The 22,898-nt window shown below is 36.7% G+C and carries 28 protein-coding genes; all 28 read left to right on the top strand.

Going from position 1 to position 22,898, the window contains the following annotated elements:
- Positions 1 to 38: 38 nt before the first annotated feature.
- The 28 genes from Q0E20_RS01580 to Q0E20_RS01445 all read left to right on the top strand — a co-directional run bounded on the left by Q0E20_RS01580 (position 39) and on the right by Q0E20_RS01445 (position 22,822).
- Positions 39 to 308 (top strand): YdbC family protein, encoded by a 270-nt coding sequence (locus tag Q0E20_RS01580; protein WP_005376370.1) that lies wholly within the window; start codon positions 39 to 41, stop codon positions 306 to 308.
- Positions 309 to 381: 73 nt separating this feature from the next.
- The gene (gene rpmE / locus Q0E20_RS01575) at positions 382 to 579 is read left to right on the top strand and encodes a 50S ribosomal protein L31 (RefSeq protein WP_004696185.1); all 198 of its coding nucleotides are present in this window, start codon (positions 382 to 384) and stop codon (positions 577 to 579) included.
- A gap of 57 nt (positions 580 to 636) precedes the next feature.
- Entirely contained in the window at positions 637 to 1,548 is a 912-nt protein-coding gene (locus tag Q0E20_RS01570; RefSeq protein WP_295995293.1) for a DUF1385 domain-containing protein, read from the top strand.
- Between the two features lie 14 nt (positions 1,549 to 1,562).
- Complete coding sequence (gene prfA / locus Q0E20_RS01565; protein ID WP_295995290.1) at positions 1,563 to 2,645, top strand: peptide chain release factor 1; 1,083 nt, start codon at positions 1,563 to 1,565, stop codon at positions 2,643 to 2,645.
- Positions 2,638 to 3,507, top strand: coding sequence for a peptide chain release factor N(5)-glutamine methyltransferase (gene prmC / locus Q0E20_RS01560; RefSeq protein WP_295995287.1), 870 nt, complete (start codon positions 2,638 to 2,640; stop codon positions 3,505 to 3,507). The genes prfA and prmC overlap by 8 nt, the downstream gene beginning before the upstream one ends.
- 4 nt (positions 3,508 to 3,511) lie before the next feature.
- Entirely contained in the window at positions 3,512 to 4,546 is a 1,035-nt protein-coding gene (locus Q0E20_RS01555) for an L-threonylcarbamoyladenylate synthase (protein WP_295995284.1), read from the top strand.
- Between the two features lie 115 nt (positions 4,547 to 4,661).
- Positions 4,662 to 5,102 (top strand): low molecular weight protein arginine phosphatase, encoded by a 441-nt coding sequence (locus tag Q0E20_RS01550; protein ID WP_295995281.1) that lies wholly within the window; start codon positions 4,662 to 4,664, stop codon positions 5,100 to 5,102.
- Positions 5,103 to 5,115: 13 nt separating this feature from the next.
- Positions 5,116 to 5,553, top strand: a complete 438-nt coding sequence (rpiB, locus tag Q0E20_RS01545; protein WP_295995278.1) for a ribose 5-phosphate isomerase B — start codon at positions 5,116 to 5,118, stop codon at positions 5,551 to 5,553.
- Positions 5,554 to 5,610: 57 nt separating this feature from the next.
- Positions 5,611 to 6,852 carry a serine hydroxymethyltransferase gene (gene glyA / locus Q0E20_RS01540; protein ID WP_295995276.1) on the top strand — a complete coding sequence of 414 codons (1,242 nt, stop codon included), beginning with the start codon at positions 5,611 to 5,613 and terminating at the stop codon, positions 6,850 to 6,852.
- 188 nt (positions 6,853 to 7,040) lie between these two features.
- On the top strand, positions 7,041 to 7,667 hold the full coding sequence (gene upp / locus Q0E20_RS01535; protein ID WP_005376354.1) for a uracil phosphoribosyltransferase: 627 nt from the start codon (positions 7,041 to 7,043) through the stop codon (positions 7,665 to 7,667).
- Between the two features lie 190 nt (positions 7,668 to 7,857).
- A complete protein-coding gene (locus tag Q0E20_RS01530) occupies positions 7,858 to 8,883 on the top strand; it encodes a sugar-binding transcriptional regulator (protein WP_295995272.1) in 1,026 nt (341 codons plus the stop codon).
- Between the two features lie 53 nt (positions 8,884 to 8,936).
- A complete protein-coding gene (gap, locus tag Q0E20_RS01525) occupies positions 8,937 to 9,947 on the top strand; it encodes a type I glyceraldehyde-3-phosphate dehydrogenase (protein ID WP_295995270.1) in 1,011 nt (336 codons plus the stop codon).
- A 17-nt stretch (positions 9,948 to 9,964) separates the two neighbouring features.
- Positions 9,965 to 11,143 (top strand): phosphoglycerate kinase, encoded by a 1,179-nt coding sequence (gene pgk / locus Q0E20_RS01520; RefSeq protein WP_295995267.1) that lies wholly within the window; start codon positions 9,965 to 9,967, stop codon positions 11,141 to 11,143.
- A gap of 1 nt (position 11,144) precedes the next feature.
- Positions 11,145 to 11,915, top strand: a complete 771-nt coding sequence (gene tpiA, locus Q0E20_RS01515) for a triose-phosphate isomerase (RefSeq protein ID WP_295995264.1) — start codon at positions 11,145 to 11,147, stop codon at positions 11,913 to 11,915.
- Between the two features lie 18 nt (positions 11,916 to 11,933).
- Entirely contained in the window at positions 11,934 to 13,457 is a 1,524-nt protein-coding gene (gene gpmI / locus Q0E20_RS01510) for a 2,3-bisphosphoglycerate-independent phosphoglycerate mutase (RefSeq protein WP_295995261.1), read from the top strand.
- Positions 13,458 to 13,484: 27 nt separating this feature from the next.
- Positions 13,485 to 14,771, top strand: a complete 1,287-nt coding sequence (eno, locus tag Q0E20_RS01505) for a phosphopyruvate hydratase (protein WP_295995258.1) — start codon at positions 13,485 to 13,487, stop codon at positions 14,769 to 14,771.
- Between the two features lie 203 nt (positions 14,772 to 14,974).
- Entirely contained in the window at positions 14,975 to 15,991 is a 1,017-nt protein-coding gene (locus Q0E20_RS01500) for a GspE/PulE family protein (protein WP_295995255.1), read from the top strand.
- A complete protein-coding gene (locus Q0E20_RS01495; protein ID WP_295995253.1) occupies positions 15,972 to 17,021 on the top strand; it encodes a type IV pilus twitching motility protein PilT in 1,050 nt (349 codons plus the stop codon). The genes Q0E20_RS01500 and Q0E20_RS01495 overlap by 20 nt, the downstream gene beginning before the upstream one ends.
- A gap of 9 nt (positions 17,022 to 17,030) precedes the next feature.
- On the top strand, positions 17,031 to 18,203 hold the full coding sequence (locus Q0E20_RS01490) for a type II secretion system F family protein (protein WP_295995250.1): 1,173 nt from the start codon (positions 17,031 to 17,033) through the stop codon (positions 18,201 to 18,203).
- A 15-nt stretch (positions 18,204 to 18,218) separates the two neighbouring features.
- Entirely contained in the window at positions 18,219 to 18,632 is a 414-nt protein-coding gene (locus tag Q0E20_RS01485) for a competence type IV pilus major pilin ComGC (RefSeq protein WP_295995248.1), read from the top strand.
- 10 nt (positions 18,633 to 18,642) lie between these two features.
- Positions 18,643 to 19,215: a prepilin peptidase gene (locus Q0E20_RS01480; protein ID WP_366509618.1), complete on the top strand. Its 573-nt coding sequence runs from the start codon at positions 18,643 to 18,645 to the stop codon at positions 19,213 to 19,215.
- Positions 19,167 to 19,631, top strand: coding sequence for a hypothetical protein (locus Q0E20_RS01475; protein WP_295995245.1), 465 nt, complete (start codon positions 19,167 to 19,169; stop codon positions 19,629 to 19,631). Before Q0E20_RS01480 ends, Q0E20_RS01475 begins: the two co-directional genes overlap by 49 nt.
- An 88-nt stretch (positions 19,632 to 19,719) precedes the next feature.
- Positions 19,720 to 20,058: a hypothetical protein gene (locus tag Q0E20_RS01470; RefSeq protein WP_295995242.1), complete on the top strand. Its 339-nt coding sequence runs from the start codon at positions 19,720 to 19,722 to the stop codon at positions 20,056 to 20,058.
- Entirely contained in the window at positions 20,021 to 20,608 is a 588-nt protein-coding gene (locus Q0E20_RS01465) for a hypothetical protein (protein ID WP_295995239.1), read from the top strand. Before Q0E20_RS01470 ends, Q0E20_RS01465 begins: the two co-directional genes overlap by 38 nt.
- Before the next feature lie 40 nt (positions 20,609 to 20,648).
- Complete coding sequence (locus tag Q0E20_RS01460; protein ID WP_295995236.1) at positions 20,649 to 20,996, top strand: hypothetical protein; 348 nt, start codon at positions 20,649 to 20,651, stop codon at positions 20,994 to 20,996.
- 12 nt (positions 20,997 to 21,008) lie between these two features.
- Entirely contained in the window at positions 21,009 to 21,863 is an 855-nt protein-coding gene (locus tag Q0E20_RS01455; protein WP_295995232.1) for a hypothetical protein, read from the top strand.
- Positions 21,847 to 22,419, top strand: coding sequence for a hypothetical protein (locus tag Q0E20_RS01450; protein WP_295995229.1), 573 nt, complete (start codon positions 21,847 to 21,849; stop codon positions 22,417 to 22,419). The genes Q0E20_RS01455 and Q0E20_RS01450 overlap by 17 nt, the downstream gene beginning before the upstream one ends.
- 13 nt (positions 22,420 to 22,432) lie before the next feature.
- Positions 22,433 to 22,822 (top strand): hypothetical protein, encoded by a 390-nt coding sequence (locus Q0E20_RS01445; protein WP_295995226.1) that lies wholly within the window; start codon positions 22,433 to 22,435, stop codon positions 22,820 to 22,822.
- Positions 22,823 to 22,898: the final 76 nt, after the last annotated feature.

Genomic DNA, 22,898 nt, shown 5'->3' with positions numbered 1-22,898 from the left:
ATAGTGAACGCTATAATTAGATGAGGAGGGAGGAAAATATGGCTGTTATTAATTTTGAAATCTTCAAGGTTATTGGTACTTTATCGGAAGATAAAGATGGCTGGAAAAAGCAACTTACATGCACAAGCTGGGGAAAATATAATCCAAAATTTGACCTTCGTGCTTGGGATAGTGAATATACAAGCATGAAAAAAGGAATTACTCTTTCCTTAGAAGAATTGATCGCTTTGCGTGACCTTTTAAATGAAAGCGATTTAGAAACTATTTTAGCCGAAGCAATTGAAGAAAAACAGGCTTCCAAAGAGTAGTTTCTTGATTTGTGCGTCTTATCGTGCTATAATCTATAAGAATAATATTGATTGCTGGAAAGAGGTGTATAGAATGAAACAAGGTATTCATCCAGACTATAAAGAAGCTACAGTTACTTGCGGTTGTGGTAACACATTCAAAACTGGCTCTGTAAAAGAAGACCTTCGTGTAGACGTTTGCTCCAAATGCCATCCGTTCTTCACTGGTCAACAACGTGCGGCTCAAGCTCGTGGTCGTATCGAACAATTTAACAAACGTTACGGTAAATAATAGTTTATGTAGCGAAACAACTATTGGCAGGGCTTTGGGCTCTGCCTCTATTTGTTTATGAAAGGAAATCTTTTGGCAAAAGAACGTATTAAGAAGTTCGTTGGTGGACAAGCTGTAATTGAAGGCGTTATGATGCGTGGACCAGGATATACGGCAACAGCTGTACGTGAACCTTCCGGTTCTATCGTGGTGCAAAAGGAAGCAACCACGTCCATACAAGAGCGCTATCCTATATTAAAGAAACCATTTTTACGAGGCTGTATAGCCTTATATGAATCTCTCGTTATCGGTATGAAGGCATTGTCCTTCTCTGCTAAAGCAGCTGGTGATGAAGAGGAAGAAATGTCGAATAGTGAAATTGTGATTACCATGATTGTTTCTACACTATTTGCAATTGCTTTATTTGTAGCCCTTCCTACATTTGTAGTTAAATTTATTCCCGGTATTCAAGATAATCATTTTATTTTGAACCTTGTTGAAGGTGCTATTCGATTGGCTTTGTTTTTGCTTTACATATGGGGCATTGGTCAAACTAAGGATATACAACGTGTATTCCAATATCATGGAGCAGAGCATAAGACCATTCATGCTTATGAAAATGATCTACCTTTAACAGTAGAAAATGTACGTGCTCAATCTCGGTTACATCCGAGATGTGGAACAAATTTTTTACTCATTGTAATGGTAGTTAGTATATTTGTATTTGCCTTTTTAGGTTGGCCTAACCTAGTGGAACGTATTGTTTCACGTGTTTTATTGATGCCTGTTGTGGCAGGTATTGCTTATGAATGTATTCGTTTTGCTGGACGTAGTGAAAGCTCTTTTGTGAAATCTTTTGTTAAACCTGGTTTAGCATTGCAATACATGACAACACGTGAACCAGAAGCGGATCAAATTGAGGTTGCGATTCGTGCATTAGAAGAGGTACGTCCTCCAGAAGAAGATGCTTATGAAGATGAAACATATTAAGATTGAGGTTACATATGTTAGTAGATAAATTACAAGTTATTGAAGATAAATTTATGGATTTAGAGCAACGCATCAGTGACCCTGAAGTTATTGCACGTCAAGATGAATGGCGTAAATTAACACGTCAACATGCGCAATTATCTGAAACTGTAGAGGCCTTTAGAGACTATAAAAAGGTTTTGTCTGGTATTGATGAAGCTATGGAAGTCATTGAAGATAAATCGATGGATGAAGAATTCCGTGAAATGGCTCAAGAAGAATTGAAAGAATTAAAACCTCAAAAAGAGGAATTGGAAGAGAAATTACAAATCCTCTTATTACCAAAAGACCCTAACGATGATAAAAATATTATCATCGAAATTCGTGGTGGTGCTGGTGGTGATGAAGCGGCATTATTTGCAGGCGACTTATTCCGCATGTATACAAAATATGCTGAAAGCCAAGGCTGGCGTTGCGAAATTATCGATGCTAATGCACCTGAACTAGGGGGTTTTAAAGAGGTTGTATTCTCTGTAGATGGTGAGAATGTATATTCTAAGATGAAATTTGAATCTGGCGTACATCGTGTACAACGGGTTCCAGCTACAGAAACGCAGGGCCGTGTACATACATCTACGGTTACTGTGGCAGTACTTCCTGAAATGGAAGATGTTGATATTGAAATCAATGATAAAGATTTGAAAATCGATACATATCGCGCTAGTGGTGCCGGCGGTCAGCATATCAATAAAACAGAATCTGCTGTACGTATTACTCACTTACCAACAGGTATTGTCGTAGCTTGTCAAGATCAACGTTCTCAATTACAAAACAGAGAAAAAGCGATGCGTGTATTGCGTGCAAAATTGCAAGATAAGGCTGAACAAGAAGCTACAGCTAGCATGGCCGCTGACCGCAAAAGCCAAGTTGGTACAGGTGATCGTAGTGAACGTATTCGTACCTATAACTATCCGCAAGGTCGCGTAACAGATCATCGTATCAATCTAACATTGTATAAATTAGATGCTATTTTGAATGGCGATCTTGATGAAATCATTCAAGCCTTAAATGCTGCTGACCAAGCAGCTAAAATGCAGGAGGCTAATACAAATGTATAAGGAGATTTGGACGATTGGTCGTATTCTCCAGTGGACAGAGCAGTACTTTCAAAGCAAGGGGATGGATACACCTCGACTTGATGGGGAAGTACTGCTTTATCACGTTTTAGGAAAGAATCGGATATATCTATATACGAATTATGATCAACCGTTAGAGCAAGAAGAACTTGATCGATTTAGACCCCTTGTTATTGAACGTGCTAAAGGATATTCTGTGGCATCTTTAACGGGAACAAAAGATTTTATGGGATTAACATTTTCTGTTAACGATAAGGTTCTCATTCCTCGCCCTGATACAGAAACATTAGTTGAATATGTGTTACATACGTATCATCAACAAGATTCTATTCGAATTCTTGATATGTGTACGGGTCCTGGTACTATTTTGCTAAGCCTTTTACATTACTTGCCGGCAGCATCGGGGATGGGTCTTGATATTTCTCGCGATGCCCTTATTATGGCTGTGCGAAATCAGGAAATATTTAATCTAGAAAGTCGTAGCGAATTTTACGAATCGGATATGTTTTCTTATTTAGAACATCATAATGAGTTGTTTGATGTGATTGTATCTAATCCGCCGTATATTCGATTAGAGGATAAGAAAATCCTGTCTCCTGATGTACTTAATGAGCCTCATATTGCATTATTTGGTGGTGAAGATGGCCTTGATTTCTATCGTCAGTTAGCTATGGAGTGCGTAAAATATCTTAAACCTCATGGACTTGTGGCCTTTGAGGTAGGATATGATCAGGCTGAAGCTGTAAAATCTTTATTGGAGGCTGTTGACTCCTATGTAAATATATCCTTTGCAGCTGATTTATCGGGCATTAATCGTGTTGTAACGGCTCGTATGAAGGGGTGAGAGTGTGGATACTAAAATCATTACTGAACTTACAAAAGAGAATCTTCAATTAGTTGCACATGCTTTGCGTTCTGGTGAGGTGGTAGCGATTCCTACGGAAACTGTATATGGTCTTGGTGCTAATGGCCTTGATGAGGAAGCAATGGATAAAATTTATGCTGCTAAAGGCCGCCCATCAGATAACCCATTGATATTACACGTATCAAATGCGGAAAGCATTAAACCGCTTGTGAAAGAAATTCCTGAAACGGCCAATAAATTAATTCATGCATTTTGGCCTGGACCATTAACGATTACATTACCGAAATCTGACCTAGTGCCAAATCGTGCTACAGGTGGTTTGAATCGAGTGGCATTACGATGTCCGGATCATGCTATTTGTCGAGAAATATTGGCTTTAGCTGGTGTGCCAATTGCAGCCCCTAGTGCCAATATTTCAGGCCGTCCAAGTCCGACTACAGCGCAAGCCGTATATGATGATATGAATGGTCGTATTCCATATATTGTAGATGCTGGAATCTGTACGATTGGTGTAGAATCAACTGTTGTAGAGGTTAGGGATGATGGTATAACCATTTTACGACCAGGTGGTATTACAAAAGAAATGCTAGAACGAGTTGTAGAGGCTGTATCTTATGATCCATTTTTATCGTCTCAAAATGAAGCACCAAAGGCTCCAGGTATGAAGTATAAGCATTATGCTCCTGATGCGCCTATGCGTGCATTTATTGGATTGCCAAAGGCGGTAGCTCAAGCTTTTACAGACGTTATAGACAAACAAACAACTAAACGTGGTGCATTTCTTGTCAGTCAAGAAACGTATGATTTGTTAAAAAATAATGTGCATGGCGAGTTTCATGTGTATGGACATTGTGGTGATGCAGTTACTTTAGCCCATGATTTTTATAAAACCTTACATTATTTTAATGAATGTGGTGTAGATTATATTTTGGCAGAAGGTGTTGAAAATTCAGGCCTTGGTGTAGCCATTATGAATCGTATGGAAAAAGCTTGTGGTGGAAATATTATTCATTTATAAGCAATTTTGTAATATTTATTATGTCCATTCATAATAGAAAAATGTCTTTACATATTGGATGTATTTGCTATAATGTATAAATAGCCACTAATGTTGTGGCAGTAAGGATGTAATTATGAATATTTTGTATGTATGTACTGGTAACACCTGCCGTAGCCCTATGGCAGAGGGAATTACTCGAACTTTAGCAAAGGAGCTTGGTTTAGATGTAACTACTGTTTCTGCTGGGTTATTTGCTGCGTATGGTGCCAAACCTACAGAACAAGCTGTGATTGCGATTCAATCTATCGCTGATATTTCTGGTCATGAATCGAGACCTCTTACGATGGAGCTTGTAAATTCAGCAGATTTAATTATAGGTATGACACAAGATCATAAATCGGTGTTATTTCGTCAGTTCCCTTTTGAGGAATCTAAAATTAAAACACTTGCTGAATGGGGCCATGAAGAGGGGGATGTGGTTGATCCCTTTGGTTCAGATCAAGACGTGTATAATCAATGTGCTAAGCAAATTTATAAATTAGTTAAAGCCGGGTTGACATCATCTAAAGGATAGGAGATGGAAAATTATGAAAATTGCTATTGGTTGTGATCATGGTGGATTACATTTAAAACAAGAAATTACAGAATTAGTGACTACATTAGGTCATGAGGTAGAAGATTTTGGTACACATAGTACAGAATCTTGCGACTATCCAGATATTGCTGAACCTGTAGCGCATGCAGTTACGGAAGGAAAAGCGGATCGTGGTATTTTGATTTGTGGAACTGGTATTGGTATTGGTATTAGTGCTAATAAAATTAAAGGTATTCGTGCTGCTCTTTGCCATGATTCTTTTTCTGCAAAATATAGTCGACTTCATAATGATGCTAATATTCTTACAATGGGCGAACGTGTTATTGGACCGGGTCTCGCAAAGGATATTGTTACGATTTGGCTTAATACAGAATTTGAAGGCGGTCGTCATGCACGCCGTGTAGAAAAAATTTCTGCTCTTGAAAAATAATACATCTTTACTTAACTAGTTATTACATTATTTATATATGTTTTAAGGAGGATTCCTATGAGTTTCTTAGCAAAACAAGACCCTAATGTTAAAGCAGTTATCGATCAAGAATTAATGCGTCAACGCGATAAATTAGAAATGATCGCCTCTGAAAATATCGTATCCCAAGCCGTTATGGAAGCTCAAGGCAGTGTATTGACTAACAAATACGCTGAAGGCTACCCTGGCAAACGTTATTATGGTGGCTGTGAACATGTGGATGTAGTAGAAACATTAGCGATTGAACGTGCTAAACGTTTATTTGGTGCAGAACATGCAAATGTACAACCACATTCCGGATCTCAAGCTAATTTTGCTGTATATTTTGCTATGTTAAAACCTGGTGACACCATTGTAGGTATGAATTTGTCTCATGGTGGTCACTTAACACATGGTTCTCCTGTAAACGTATCTGGTACATATTTCAATGTTGTTCCTTACGGTGTTAATGCAGAAACTCAACAAATCGACTATGATGAATTCCGCAAAATCGTATTAGAAGCAAAACCTAAATTGATCATTGCTGGGGGGAGTGCTTACAGCCGTCAAATCGACTTTAAGAAAATGGCTGATGTAGCTCATGAAGTAGGCGCGATTTTCATGGTAGATATGGCTCACTTTGCTGGCCTTGTAGCTGCTGGTTTACATCCAAATCCAGTAGAATATGCAGATATCGTTACAACTACAACACATAAAACATTGCGTGGACCTCGTGGCGGTATGATTTTGTGCAAAGAAGAATATGCAAAAGCTATTGATAAGGCTGTATTCCCTGGTATTCAAGGTGGTCCTTTAATGCATGTTATCGCTGCAAAAGCTGTTGCATTAGGTGAAGCATTGCAACCAGAATTTAAAGTATACGCTGAACAAGTTATTAAAAATGCAAAAGTATTGGCTGCTGAATTGATGGCTAAAGGTTTGACTATCGTTTCTGGCGGTACCGATACACATGTTATGCTTGTAGATGTGCGCAATACCGGCTTAACTGGTAAAGAAGCAGAACATCTTTTAGATGAAATTGGTATCACAGCTAATAAAAATACCATTCCATTCGATCCAGCTAGTCCATTTGTAACTAGTGGTGTTCGCTTAGGCACACCTGCATTGACTACACGTGGTCTTAAAGAAGACGATATGAAAGAAATTGCAGATATCATCGCTACAGTACTTCAAAATCCAGAAGATACAGCTAAGCACCAAGATGCTGCAAAACGTGTAGCTGCATTATGTGAAAAATATCCTTTATATCCCAACTTATAATTCATAAGATATTATCGGGATATTAAGACCTTTTAAGGGTGAGCAAGAGTTTTTGCTCACCCTTTTGGTGTATTTTACTAGTTATATTTATATGGCAAGAATTGTAAATATGTGATAGAGTAGGTATGAAAAGTAAAAGGTTGAAGTAGTAACTTCAGACTCGGATTGTTTTTATAGGGGGCATTATCATGAACGTTAATGTTATGACACATCCATTGATTCATCATAAGGTTACATTGATGCGTGATGTACAAACAGGTTCAAAAGATTTCCGCGAATTATTAGATGAAATTACATTGTTGATGGGCTATGAAATTACACGTAATTTGCCATTAGAAGATGTTGAAGTGCAAACACCATTGACTAAGATGACAGGGAAACGTATTGCAGGTAAGAAATTAGGTATTATTCCAATTTTGCGTGCTGGTCTTGGCATGGTAAATGGCATGCTTAGCTTGATTCCAACAGCTAAGGTTGGTCATGTCGGTTTATATCGTGATCCAGAAACATTAAAACCAGTAGAATATTATTGCAAATTACCTAGCGATGTGGGCGAACGTGATTTCATCGTTACCGATCCAATGCTTGCCACTGGTGGTAGTGCATCTGCAGCGATTACGTTGTTGAAAGAAAAAGGTGCTAAGAGTATTAAATTGATGTGCCTCGTTGCAGCTCCTGAAGGTGTAGAGGTTGTTAATAAGGAACATCCTGATGTACCTATTTATGTAGCAGCTCTTGATGAAACATTGAATGAACATGGATATATCTTGCCTGGTTTAGGTGATGCAGGGGATCGGATTTTCGGTACTAAATAATCGTATATATCTTAGAGATAATTTTATAAATTCAAGTAAAAGACGCCTGAAAGGGCGTCTTTTACTTGAATAAAGTTGTAATAAGGTATAAAATAATCTTGTAGAAGTATTTTTTTATTCTGGGTGGGACTGATTTCGTTTTTGTGGGACGAATATCGTTATTCTTGTTACAGGGTAAAGGAGGAACCCTATGAATGAGTTTTTAATGGTATGCGATCGTATAGCCCCGGAATTAATGACAGTCTTAAAGGATCGATACAAGTTATTGAGCCATTTAGCCTACGAAGAACCTCTGGGACGCAGAAGTTTAGCCTTAGCTACAAATATTTCTGAACGAGCTGTGCGATCTCATGTTGATGCATTGCGAGGTAATGGACTAGTAGAGATTTCTAAACCTGGTATTTGTTTAAGTGCTGAAGGACGAGAGTTAGTTCCTAAATTAAGGGATATTCTTTATGAATACGAACGTGTTGGCGAATTAGAGCAACAGTTGAAACAAGCATTACATATTGATGATGTTATTATCACACCTAGTGAAGGTTCATTAATGCTAAAACGTTTGGGCTTTACTGCTGCTAAAGTTGTTCAACGTATGGTAAATAATGAGTCTGTTGTGGCTGTTAGTGGTGGTAGTACTATGGCGGCCATGGCTGATGAAATGCCTAGTAGTGTATTGCATCCTGTGGTTGTACCAGCCCGTGGTGGTGTTGGTGAAGTCGTTGAGTATCAAGCGAATGTGATTGCTTCTGTACTAGCAGAACGCTGGCATGGCTCGTATAAGATGCTTCATTTACCAGATGGACTGTCTAAAGATTCTCTAGATATGCTTGTAACATTAGAACCCCAAATTAAGGAGATTAGCGAATTAATTCATAGAACTGATGTATTAGTTTTTGGTATTGGGCAAGCACTCCATATGGCTGATGTGCGACATATTCCTGGCGCTGTACGCCGGCAATTAGTTGATGGTAATGCCGTAGGTGAGGCATTAGGTCAATATTGCTCTATGGATGGTTCTATTGTCTACGCAACGAACAACATAGGGCTTTCATTAAGGGATATAGTAAACATACCGCATGTAGTGGCTGTAGCTGGCGGATTTGATAAAGCTAGTGCTATTATCAGTGTGATGAGGTCTTGTAAAAAGGGAATCCTTATTATAGATGATCAAGCTGCAGAAGGTATGCGCCAATTACTAGATATTCCTGTATTATAATTTAGTTTATAGTTTTCATTTATTTATATAGTTCTTTTGAGGAGGACAAAACAATGGCAGTTAAAGTTGGTATTAATGGTTTTGGTCGTATTGGTAAATGTGTAGTACGTGCTGCAATTAACAATCCAGAGGTTGAAGTAGTAGCTATCAATGCAACTGGTGATAATGAAGGTACTGCATTATTATTGAAATACGATTCCGTACATGGCACAATCCCTAATGAAGTAACATTTGATGATGAAAACATTTATGTTGATGGTAAACGTATTCGTGTATTCCATGATCGCGATGCTTCTAAATTGCCTTGGTCTGAAGAAGGCGTTGAAATTGTTATGGAATGTACTGGTAAATACCGTGATGCAGAGGAAGCAAAGGTTCATTTGAATCAACCTACTGTTAAAAAAGTATTGATTTCTGCACCTGGTAAAAATGAAGATTTGACAATGGTTATGGGTGTTAACCAAGATATGTATGATCCTGCAAAACATCACATCATTTCTAATGCATCTTGTACAACAAACTGTTTGGCTCCATTCGCTAAGGTGTTGTGTGATGAATTCGGCATTAAACGCGGTATGATGACTACAATCCATTCCTATACGAATGACCAAAAAATTCTTGACGCACGTCATAAAGATCCTCGTCGCGCTCGTGCAGCTGCAATGTCTATTATTCCTACAACAACTGGTGCAGCAAAGGCTGTAGCAAAAGTATTGCCTCAACTAAAAGGTAAACTTGATGGCTTCGCATTGCGTGTACCTACTCCTGATGTATCTGCTACAGATCTTGTTTGCGAACTTGAAAAACCTGCTACTAAAGAAGAAATCAACGAAGCATTCCGCAAAGCAGCTGCTGGTAAATTAAAAGGTATCCTTGGTGTATCTGATGTTCCTTTGGTATCTTGTGATTTTAGTTCTGACCCTCGTAGCTCCATTGTTGATGCTGATTTGACAATGGTTATGGATGGTAACATGGTGAAAGTTGTTTCTTGGTATGATAACGAATGGGGCTATTCTGAACGCCTTATTGATATGGCAGCTTTTGTAGCTAGTAAAGGTCTATAATTGGAGGAAATTCTAGGATGAAATTGACCATTTTAGATATGAATGTAGATAATAAACGCGTTTTTGTGCGTGTGGATTTTAACGTGCCTATGAAGGATGGTGTCATCACTGATGACACCCGTATCCGTGGTGCCTTGGAAACAATCAAATACTTAATTGATCATAATGCAAAAGTTATATTAGCATCTCACTTTGGCCGTCCAAAAGGGGAACGTAAACCGGATATGACATTGGCTCCTTGTGCTAAACGTTTATCTGAGCTTATCAACAAACCAGTTGCATTTGTCGATGATTGTGTTGGTCCTAAGGTAGAGGAAGCCGTTGAGGCATTACAACCTGGCGATGTATTGATGCTTGAAAACTTACGCTATCACAATGAAGAAACAAAAAATGATCTAGCGTTTGCTAAACAATTAGCATCTCTTGCGGATGTAGCTATTAATGATGCATTTGGGGTGTCTCATCGTAATGCAGCTTCTGTAGTAGGTATTGCTGACTATATTCCTATGGGGGCAGGTTTCTTACTCAAAAAAGAAATCGATGCATTAAGTGCGGCCGTTGTACATCCTAAAACTCCTATGGCAGCTATCATTGGTGGTGCTAAGGTAACAGATAAAATTTCTGTTATTTCCAATTTATTACCTAAGGTAGATGTTATGATTATCGGTGGCGGTATGGCGAATGCTTTCATTAAGGCTCAAGGCTGCAATATTGGCAGTTCCTTATATGAAGAAGGTCAGGATGCTATCGCTACAGATTTAGTTATGGAAGCACGCGTTGCAGGTGCTAGATTATTGACACCTATCGATGCTGTAGTAGCAGATGATTTCAGCAATGATGCTAATACAAAAATTGTTGATGTGGATAAAATTGAAGATGGCTGGATGATTTTGGATATTGGTCCTAAAACACGTGAACTATATACAGAAGCATTAGCTAATATGAAAACGATCATTTGGAATGGCCCTATGGGTGTGTTTGAGATGGAAAAATTTGCAGCTGGTACAAATGCTGTAGCTAAAGCGGTTGCAGAATCTGATGCTATGACTATTGTTGGTGGTGGTGATTCTGTAGCTGCTATTGAAAAAAGCGGTTTAGCAGATAAAATTAGCCATATTTCAACGGGTGGTGGTGCATCTCTTGAATTATTGGAAGGTAAGGTTTTGCCTGGTATTGCTGCTTTAACAGAGGCATAATATGAGAAAACAAATTATTGCAGGAAACTGGAAGATGAATGGAACCATTGCTTCTGGTTCCATATTAATCGAAGCATTTACCAGTTTTTTAGGTGATAAAGATTTGGACTGTGAGGTAGTTATATGCCCTCCTTTTACTGCGCTTGAGAGAGCTGTGTCTTTAACGAGAGATACACAGGTAAGCGTAGGAGCTCAAAATATGGACTATCATGATGCAGGTGCATTTACTGGTGAGGTTTCGCCTCTTATGCTTACGGAACTTGGAGTATCCTATGTTATTATTGGTCACTCTGAGCGTCGTGAGTATTATGGAGAAACTGATAGCATGGTAAATGAGAAAATTAAGAGTGCTTTTCTTCATAATTTACAACCTATTGTTTGTGTAGGTGAAAGTCTTGCTCAGAGAGAGGCAAATGAAACGATTCCTTTCATTCATAGACAATTAGAATGTGCATTAAAAGATATTCCAGAGAATCAAGTGAAACAGTTGATTATCGCTTATGAACCGATTTGGGCTATTGGTACGGGCAAGACTGCTACTGCTGATCAAGCAGAAGAAGTGTGTAAATCAATTCGTGATTATATAGCGGAATTATATACATCTACTGTAGCTGAATCAATACGAATTCAATATGGTGGTAGTGTAAAAGCTAATAATGCTCTTGAAATTTTGAGTGAGCCTAATATTGATGGTGCCCTTGTTGGTGGGGCCTCATTGGTAGTAGATGAATTTAATGAAATCATCATGGCAGCTCAAGATGTAAGTAAATAAAATACTAGAGGTATAAATATGGCAAAATTACAGGCTCCCGTAATGCTAGTTATCTTAGATGGTTTTGGTATGGGAGATCAAACAGATACGACGAATGCCGTAGTACAAGCAAAACCAAGTTATTTTAATTATTTATGGGAAACGTATCCACATACAACATTAGAAGCTTCCGGTCTTGCGGTTGGTTTGCCAAAAGGGCAAATGGGAAACTCCGAAGTCGGTCATTTAAACCTTGGTTCAGGACGTATTGTATATCAAGACTTAACGCGCATCACAAAGGATGTAGAGAGTGGCGAGTTTTATAACAAGCCTGTAATACAAGAGTTATATAAACATGCAAAACATGGTAAATTACAAATTATTGGTCTTATTTCTGATGGTAATGTGCATTGTTCGTTAGAGCATATTAAGGCTGTAATTGCTGGTGCTAAACATGAAGGTATTAAAGAAGTGTACGTTCATGCACTGCTTGATGGTCGTGATGTACCGCCACAATCGGCAACTACCTATCTTAAAAATCTCGAAAACTTTATGGTAGATGTTGACTGCGGTAAAATTGCTACTGTAAGTGGTCGATATTATGGTATGGATCGTGATAATCGATGGGATCGGGAGGAATTAGCTTATAATGCCATCGTTAATGGTGTAGGTAATAAGGCTGATTCCTCATGTGATGCAGTTGCGCAATCTTATAATGACGGTGTTAATGATGAATTTGTAGTACCTACAGTTATTGATCCAAATGGAACTATTTCTGATGGTGATGCTGTTATTTTCTGTAACTTTAGACCGGATAGAGCCCGTGAATTGACGAAAGCTTTAACAGTATCTGATTTTGATGGTTTTAAACGAGAACCTATATCTATCTACATGGCGACAATGACTAAGTATGAAGATGGATTGCCGGTTCATGTCGTTTATGAAAAGGATACATTACGTAACACATTAGGTGAGATTCTGGCTAATAAAGGATATCATCAGTTGCGCATTGCTGAAACAGAGAAATATGCACATGTGACATATTTCTTTAATGGTGGTAATGAGGTTCCTTTTGAAGGTGAAGACCGTATTCTTGTCCCATCTCCATCGGTTGCTACATATGATTTACAACCTGAGATGAGTGCTCCCGAAGTGACAGATAAGGTGGTTGATGCTATTTATAGTCATCAATACGATATGATTATCTTAAATTATGCCAATCCAGATATGGTAGGTCATACAGGTGACTTTAAAGCGGCTGTTAAAGCTATTCAAACTGTAGATGCAGGATTAGAACGAATAACTAAGGCTATACTAGAGGTTGGTGGTCAGCTTTTAGTTACAGCGGATCATGGTAATGCAGAGCAAATGGTTAATCATGAGACTGGAAAACCACATACTGCTCATACAACTAATGTGGTACCGTTGATTTTAGTAGATGCACAGAATGGTTATAAACATGTAAAGTCTGGTAAATTATGTGATATTGCACCGACTATGTTGGCTTTGGCTCATATTGATAAACCAAATGATATGACAGGTGAAAGTTTATTATTAGATTAATTTAGTATATAAATAAGAGGTAGTATTATGGCAGTAATTGAACAAGTTGTAGCTCGTGAAATTTTGGATTCTCGTGGTAATCCTACAGTAGAAGTAGAAGTTTGTTTGGAAGATGGTACAATCGCTACCGCTGCAGTTCCATCTGGTGCATCTACAGGTATGTTTGAAGCTGTAGAACTTCGCGATGGCGATAAAAAACGTTATGGTGGTAAAGGTGTTTTACAAGCTGTAGATAATGTGAACGCTAAAATTGGTCCTGCTATCATCGGCTATGATGCGACTGAACAAGTAGCGATTGATAATTTAATGCTAAAACTTGATGGTACTGATAACAAAGCTAATTTAGGTGCTAACGCAATTTTAGGTGTATCTATGGCTGTAGCACGCGCTGCTGCTGAATCTTTAGATTTGCCTTTATTCTTATATTTAGGTGGCTTTAATGCTAAAGAGCTCCCAGTGCCTATGATGAACATTCTAAATGGTGGTGCTCATGCTGATAATAATGTAGACCTTCAAGAATTTATGATTATGCCGGTTGGTGCAAAAACTTTCAGTGATGCATTGCGTAGCTGTGCAGAAGTATATCACACCTTGAAGTCTGTACTTCATGATAAAGGTCTTAGCACTGCTGTAGGTGATGAAGGTGGTTTTGCACCGAATTTAGCTTCTAATGAAGAAGCGCTAGAAGTAATTTGCGAAGCTATTAAACGTGCAGGTTATGAACTTGGTACAGATTTTAAATTAGCTCTTGATGTGGCTTCCAGTGAAATCTATGAAGATGGTAAATACCATCTATCTGGTGAAGGCAAAGTTTTGACTGCCAATGAAATGGTTGATTTCTATGAATATTTGGTAAATAAATATCCTATTGTATCCATTGAAGATGGTCTTGCCGAAGAAGACTGGGATGGTTGGAAAGTATTAACTGAACGTCTTGGCAAGCGCGTTCAACTTGTAGGTGATGATTTATTCGTTACTAATACAAAACGTCTTGAAAAGGGTATCGGCCTTGGCGTAGCTAATTCCATTCTTGTAAAAGTAAATCAAATTGGCACATTAACAGAAGCCTTTGATGCTATGGAAACAGCAAAACGCGCTGGTTACACTTGTGTAGTATCTCATCGTTCCGGTGAAACAGAAGATACATTTATTGCTGATATTGCGGTGGCTGTTAATGCAGGTCAAATCAAAACAGGTGCTCCTGCTCGTTCTGAACGTGTTGCTAAATACAATCAATTACTTCGTATCGAAGAAATGTTATATGAAACAGCACAATACAAAGGTGATGCGGTATTTTATAATTTAAAAAAATAGAATAGTTAAATCGCTGTTACATTATAAAAGAGATTCTCTTGAGTTATAAAAACTCAAGAGAATCTCTTTTTTTACTGTTCTTATACACGCATTGTGGATTTTTTTAAAATAAAGAGGACTTTGTATCAAGATGAAGAATTACATAGTGCAATAAGCAAAGGTGATGTATAAACACACCGCAAAGTATAAAGGAGGGGGTGACATTGTATGTAGATGTTGCATTAGATTCAATCATAACGTATGCCATTACAGTTAGTGCTAGTGATATACATTTTGATCCAGTTCCAAATGGTGTACAGGTACGATTAAGAGTTGATGGGTTATTGACGGAGTATATGCTTATTGATTCTACAGATGCAGATATGACTGTGAATCGTATTAAAGTATTTAGTGGTATGGATATTAGTGAAAAGAGGTTACCTCAAGATGGTCGTTGGGAATGGCATGCAAAATCATATGCTGTAGTTATGCGAGTATCTAGTATGCCCAGTTTATATGGTGAAGCAATAGTTTGTCGATTGATGGGAAACGAAGGTGTGCACAAAAATCTTCTAGAACTTGGTATGTCTGTTGAGTTACAAGAGAAAATTATAGCATTATTAAAGCGCCCATATGGTCTTATAACTATTTGTGGCCCTACTGGGAGCGGTAAAACCGCCACATTATATGCTATGCTTCGCATGCTAAATTTAAAAGAAACTAAGCTTATATGTTTAGAAGATCCTATAGAAGCTAAAATAGATGGAGCCATTCAAATTGGTATAAATGAAAAAATAGGCTTTACTTTCTCTAAAGGTTTGCGCACTGTATTACGGCAAGATCCAGATTCAATTATGATTGGTGAAATACGAGATAATGAAACCGCACAGCTTGCTGTAAAAGCTGCATTGACAGGGCATCGAGTGATTACTACGGTTCATACAAATACTGCTTTAGGTGTTATAGGTAGACTTGTTGATATGGGGGTTGAACCCTATTTGTTACATGCAACTTTAATTGGTTCGTTATCTCAACGATTAGTGAGACGTATTGATAGTATTACGCATTCATATCAAGGGCGATTAGGTCTATTTGAATATGTAGAATTACCACCGAGTAATATAGATTGGAATCATGTAGATACATATATGTATCTTTCACTCCAAGATTCTGCTCATGTTGCTATAGAATCTGGTATCACAACCTTAGAGGAGGTACACCGTGCAGGAATCTTATTGTAATAGTAAACAGTTGACTACTAAAGATAAGGCTATAACTATAGATCAGATAATTTCATTAGCTTTAGACTTAAGTGCTACCGATATACATCTTGAAGTAGATCAACCCATTTATATACGTGCAGCAAAAGGCTTAGAATCTATTTCACGTATATGCAGTACAGATATGCTTAGCGAGGTACTACAAAAGTGTGAGGTTACAGATGATGGTTGGCGATCGGTAGATAGTGCTTTCACCAGTAATGGTATTCGTATTCGGGCACATATTTATAGGGCAAATCATAAAGTTTGTGGTACGTTAAGACTATTGTGTCATGCTAATTTATCACTTGATGCCTCTAAGGATAGTGATGTATTAAAGTCGATATGTGAATATCATGATGGATTAGTTCTTGTTACAGGACCTACAGGAAGTGGTAAGTCATACACCTTAGCTTGTTGCATAGAATACATTAATAAAACTATGAATAAACACATAATAACACTGGAAGACCCTGTAGAATATGAGTTTGTACCATTACATTCTATTATCCATCAACGTCAGCTCGGTATTGATGTCGATTCAATGGCTCATGGTATACGTGATGCTTTACGAGAAGATCCTGATGTAATTATGGTGGGGGAACTGAGAGATAGAGATACTTTAGAAGCAGCATTACATGCTGCTGAGACAGGACATTTAGTATTAGCTACTATGCATACGCAACGTGCTGTTATGGCGGTGCATCGTATGATATCTTTATTTCCAGGTGAACAGCAAGATGAAGTCCGCAGTCAGGTATCACAAGTGTTGCGTGCTGTCATATGCCAACGATTGTTACGATGGGAGACATCATTTATAACAATACGAGATATACTGTTAAATACGAATGCCGTGGCTAATTTAATTAGAAATCGTAAAGAACCACAAATTGTATCCATTCAGGAAACACAGGCACCTATGAAAACATTAGAAATGGCTGTGCGTGATGTGAAAAAACAGTATGGATCGGCACAACAACTGCATGCTTTATTGGAACAACAGTTATCATAGAGGAAATACATGAATGCTTATGATTACACAGTAATAACGACAGATAAGAAAAAAATACAGGGCCTATTATGGGCTGATTCAGAAGATGAAGTTAGAACTAAACTTAAATTAGAAGGATATGTTATTTGTAGCATAGTTAAATCATCTAGTAAATCGGTACGCTGGAGTCATAAACAAGTAAGTGCTACATCGTATCAGCTTGGGTTGCTTTTGCAATCGGGTATTTCACTTCGGCGGTCATTGGAACTTTTAATGGAAGGTTCTAATACTATGCTATATCGTTCTTTATATGAGGGAATTCAACGAGGCCAATCTCTATCAGAGGTACTTCGACAAAAGTCATTTCCACCTATAGCATTAGCACTACTTGAAAGTGGGGAAATGTCAGGCAATGTAGGTGAATCTTTGCAATATATAGCCTCATATTATGAACGTGAACGAAAATATCAACAAAAGATTCTAAGTGCTATTTCATATCCTTTATTTCTATTAATCTTAATGAATATATTTTTTTTAGTTACCATATTATTCATTATTCCATCTTTTTCCCGTGTGTTTGTAACTATGCATATAGAATTGCCTTGGATGACAAAAGGTTTATTTGTATTAGGAAATTCCCTTCGAGAACATCCATTTATATATATAGGGATACATACAGGTATTATTGGAATATTGATATATGCTTGTAGACAATCCGCAATTAAGTATAGGTTTGATAGACAATTATGGTTATTGGCTCAACATAATATGTTTTTAACATCCCTATATTATACAAATATCTTACATATTTGGGCATTATTGTTAGACTCAGGTATTTCGATTATTAATACGATACATATAACAAAGCATATATGGAGAAATCAATATGGTGAAACTTGTAGTTGTCATGTGTATGACATGCTTTGTAAAGGGCATTCTTTTAGTGAAAGTTTAAAAACTGCCTCTATAGGAAATCCTTTTATATGGCAAATGATTTCTGTTGGGGAAGAGAGTGGTGAATTAGTGGCTATGCTTAATCATTGTAGTAATTATTATGAATCTTTATTAACACAATATATAGCGAGAATGGAGCGACTCATGGAACCAATTCTTCTTACAATTATGGGGGTTGGTATCGCGATACTTGTTATATCAGTTATGTACCCTTTATTTACATCTATCTCATCTTTAAGTGGTCAATAAAAGGAGACTTACAAAATGATTATCTATTGTAGAGAATATATAACTAAATTATCACAATCTATCTTTAGATATATTAGTCATTGTCGATTACGGAGTTCTAAACAAGGTGGTTTTACACTGGTAGAACTTATGGTGGTTGTAGCAGTTATTGCTATTCTAGCGGCTATTGCAATGCCTCAATTTATGTCCGCTGCGGATAAGGCAAAGAATGCAAAACAAGTTGCAGATATGCAGATTATACGCAATGCAACACAGCTTTATATGATTGATAAAAATCTAGATACGCCTCCTACAGTAGATACCTTGTATAAAGAAGGTTATTTAACGGAACATGTTAAAACTACAAAAGGGAAGGAATATGTTATTACTTATGAACAAGTTGCTGGTAATACCGGTAAATCTGTAGTTGTTACAGCACCGGAAACATAAGGATTCTAATATGAAAGGGAAAAAGGTATATATAGGTCTAATTATATGGATATTGGCAAGTATGATCCCTTTAATTTTTAGGGATTATACAATATTTGAAATTATATGTTATAGCTTCTTTTCACTATTTCTCATAATAGGTGCTACCATTGATAAGTTATATTATGTATTACCTGATGAAGGTGCTATCGCTCTGACTATTATAGGTATTATATATAGTATTGGTGAACAGTATACAGTTATCGACACCTGTTTACATGTTCTTGTTGTTTTATGCATAAGTATAATGCTAAGAGAATTGAGTCGAGGCGGCCTAGGTTGGGGAGATATTAAATGGATAAGTGCTATATCTATATGGTTAACAAGTATTCAAATTATAATTATGGTATATGTTGCTTGTTTTGTTAGTATCCTCTATCTCGCTAGCTTATATTGTATTCATAATACTTGTAGACGATATATTCCTTTTGGCCCTTTTTTATGTATTGGTGCATGGAATAGTTTACATTTTGCTACTATGTGGGAGGCGTTATATTGGTTAATAGTACAGAAAATACAAATCTTTGTAATGGCTCTATATTAGTGGAATGGATTGTTGCTATTACTATACTACTGCTGTTAATTAGTATAGGTACTAGTAGTATTATTACCATGCCACAACGACATGAATTGAATAGAAGTACCGAAGAAGTTGTATTAGCTATTAAAAAGGTTCAATTATGGTCTATGTTAGGTCATCGAAATGATCAAATGGCACAAGGAGAATTTATATTAAAGAAGCATACGTATTCTATACGAGAAGGTTTTATGCAAAATCCCATAGAGATTGAATTACCGGAGCATATAGAAAGTATATATACAATGAAAAGAGTTTATTTCTCTGCTTATGGATTACCTTATGATGGGACAGAATTTATATTACAAGACACTCAAACTGGTGCGACGAATCGCATATGGATTTCTGTACAGACAGGACGTGTTCGTTGGGAATCGTTATAATCGTGATTTGTGTTCATATAATACTGTAGTTATAGACAAAATTAAATCATTAAAAAGTAAACGAGGGTTTTTATATGGAGATGCACTAATGGCAGTAACGTTAGTGTTACTTTTTCTGCCAACAATTCTTTATGTATTAAATAATACCTTAACAATAGTACAAACGGCGTATATTAATGATTATATATTACAGGATACAGTGGCCTGTATAGAAGAGGGGAAAGCTCAATATGATTCCGGTAGTATACCAAGTAATACTGATATTCCACCTTCTAATGGGCATAATTTATCGAACATAGTATTTAAAAAGTATGTTGAAGAGGAAAATGTAAAAGGAATTACCTTATTAAAATATACAGTACAAGCTATTGATAATGGAGCTATTGTTTATGAATTATCTACATTTCTTGGACCACCTCGGTATTGAACAACGAAATATAGTAAAGAAAAATGGTTTTATATTACCATCATTGCTCATTAGTGTTACAATTAGTTCCTTTGTTATTCTTATGCTAGTCATGATATGCATGACGTGTTTTATATTGACTGAACGCATAGATGACAGTTTGGCTATGTTAGAGGATGGACGATATACAAGACGTGCCATTGTAGCACATATTATATGGAATAGTGCCATGACATCTGTTAATGAAGATGGACATATATTATCTATTAAAGATGATAAACGTACTACATTTACAGTGGTAAGAAGGGCATTATATAGAAAATTAAGTGATGGTAGCTTACAACCACTTAGTGGCAGTCGTATTATAGGTACTGATGATAAGCGTAAAGTTGATGGAATACAACCTTTTTCTATAAACACTAATAAACTTCTTAGTCTTAAATGGGTTGTTAATAATCGATTTAATAGTAGAACGGAATATGCAAAAGGCTATGGAGGTATAGCAAACTATGAGGTTGCGACGGCAGTATCAACACATTCTGATTGGTTTAAGAAAAAGAAAGAGCTCTAGTTATTCCTCTGGGATGGTTACTTATGTTGCTATATATATAATGCTTATACTTTTGATGCTTATATTAGGGATTAATAGGTTAGCAGATTTATCGTTGAGTAATACAAAGGATGAAATGCGTCTTATTGTGTCTCATTATGCTGCCGAAAGCGGGGCTCGATGGTTTTATGCTTATTGTAATAGTGGCAATCGATGGAATTTTGGATCAGATTTTGATATTGAAAATAAAGATAATCTCCATATGTATATTAAGGCAGATTCAATGTCTACAAATCCGAAGCATTTGATGAGTTATGCCGTTTCTAATGGTGTAACAAGTCGTGTTCATATATACGTAAAAGAAAAGAATAATAATACATTAGAAATTGTTAATGTAAAACCTTATTAAGGAGGAACTTCTATGAAAGAAAAAGAACAGGTTCATACTGGACTTTCTATCACGGAGAATCATATTGTTGCTGTTACAGCTCATATAGAAAATAAGACCATGATTGTCACGGATGCAATGGAAATGAAGCGAACTAGTACGATTGATGAGGATATCGTAGAATTTATTAGAACTTATGATTTACAAGAAGGAGCTTATAGTATTGTTGCTTGCATACCTACAGAAATGAAGATGGCTAGTTTTGATCCTCATAATTTTGACGTGAAAGAATTTATAAAATGGAATATAGAAGATACATTTACTTTTGGAGAACACGAGTTTGAGTTAGACGCATGTCGTAGAGAATACCCACGTCATAATTATTATTTATTTTTGGCTGCTGTAGACCGTCATCAACTTGAATTACTACGTCAGGGGATACGTGATACATGTGCATCTGTTGATACAATTGATTGTTGGCCATTGCCTGTTACTTACGGGTTGCTTCATAGAAGCGGAACTGTTACTGGTATTGTAGAACCAGATGGTATGCATTTATGGGCTTGGTGGAAAGATACTTGTGTAAAGGAATGTGTTATAAAGGTAAATGGCGCAGATATTAGTGCTGCATTGATTGAAATGGAAGAAGTATTACAACGTTTTGGGGTAGAGGAAATTCAGGGGGTTCATTTTTATAATATTCATGATTTGAATGAAGAGCAGCGCATTGACATTAGTGCCTTACAAGAGGTATATGGAAATACCGAATATATACCGTTGATGTTTCTTGGTAGAGGTCGTACGCGTTGCATATTAGGTAATCTAGATTGGGATATGGCAATTGGTATGGCTACACGGGGGTTACACTGGATTGGACAAGGATGGTAATGATGCGTTATTAAATTTTATGCCTCGTTCATTACGGTGGTATATTTGGTTATGTAAATATAAGTTGTATATTTATATTAGTGCAGGGATGCTTATACTATTGGGGGCTTTTTGTCTTGGTACAGCCTGTTATTCCTATAAAACTTATATTGAACAGGTGGCACGATATAAACAAATACAAGATGATGAAAGATCAAATGATGTACGTCAGCAATATCATACTATTCAAGAGAAAATATCGCAGTTATTAAAATCTCATGAAGAATTTAATGAGCAGTCTACTCTGGTCATATTATTAGATGGAGCGATGATTACAAAAGGAAATTTAAGCATACGGCATATAGAGTTTTCTGATGAGGGATTTTCTGTTGATGGTAGTGCAACAAATGAAAATGTATACCACTCTTATATTCAATATGTTCAATCTCATATGAAAAAGGTGACATTTGATGGAAAACAACAAGTGGAAAAAGCAGAGGGAATTTGTTCATTCCATTTGGAAGGACATACAAAGCAGCATGACGCCCCAACTAAAGAAAGTAATTCTGACGTCTAGTATAAGTATTATAGTGGCTATTTTTTCTTTATGGATACATAGATATTATATTGAGCAATGTAAAATAGTATCAGAAAATATTGAATATTATCAGCTAGAAACAACCGTTCAAGAACAATTTTTATCTTCTGATACCTATAAGTTAATATCATCTTTGCTTGTTCATGAATATTGGGAAGATGATATATATGAAAGTATAAATAACGAACCACTTATTATTAATAGTAGTTCACGACATGATAATATATTAGATATTACTATAGTTGGATCAAGTCAGTCTTTTTTATCTTGGTTTAACACTGTGCAACAAAAAATGAAATATTGTCATATACAGATTGTTTCTGTTGATACAAAAGGAAAAAGCATATTTTTTAGATGCAAAATTACTCCTTTAGTTGTTTAAATAAAGGGGCTGTAACAAAACAGCCCCTTACACTAGAAAAGCTATTAGTTGATTTTATATGATCAACCAATAGCTT

It is taken from the genome of uncultured Veillonella sp., assembly GCF_934230905.1.
Classification (GTDB): Bacteria; Bacillota; Negativicutes; order Veillonellales; family Veillonellaceae; genus Veillonella.
Note: the sequence above shows the minus strand (reverse complement) of the source record. Positions and strands in the feature narration are given on the sequence as shown.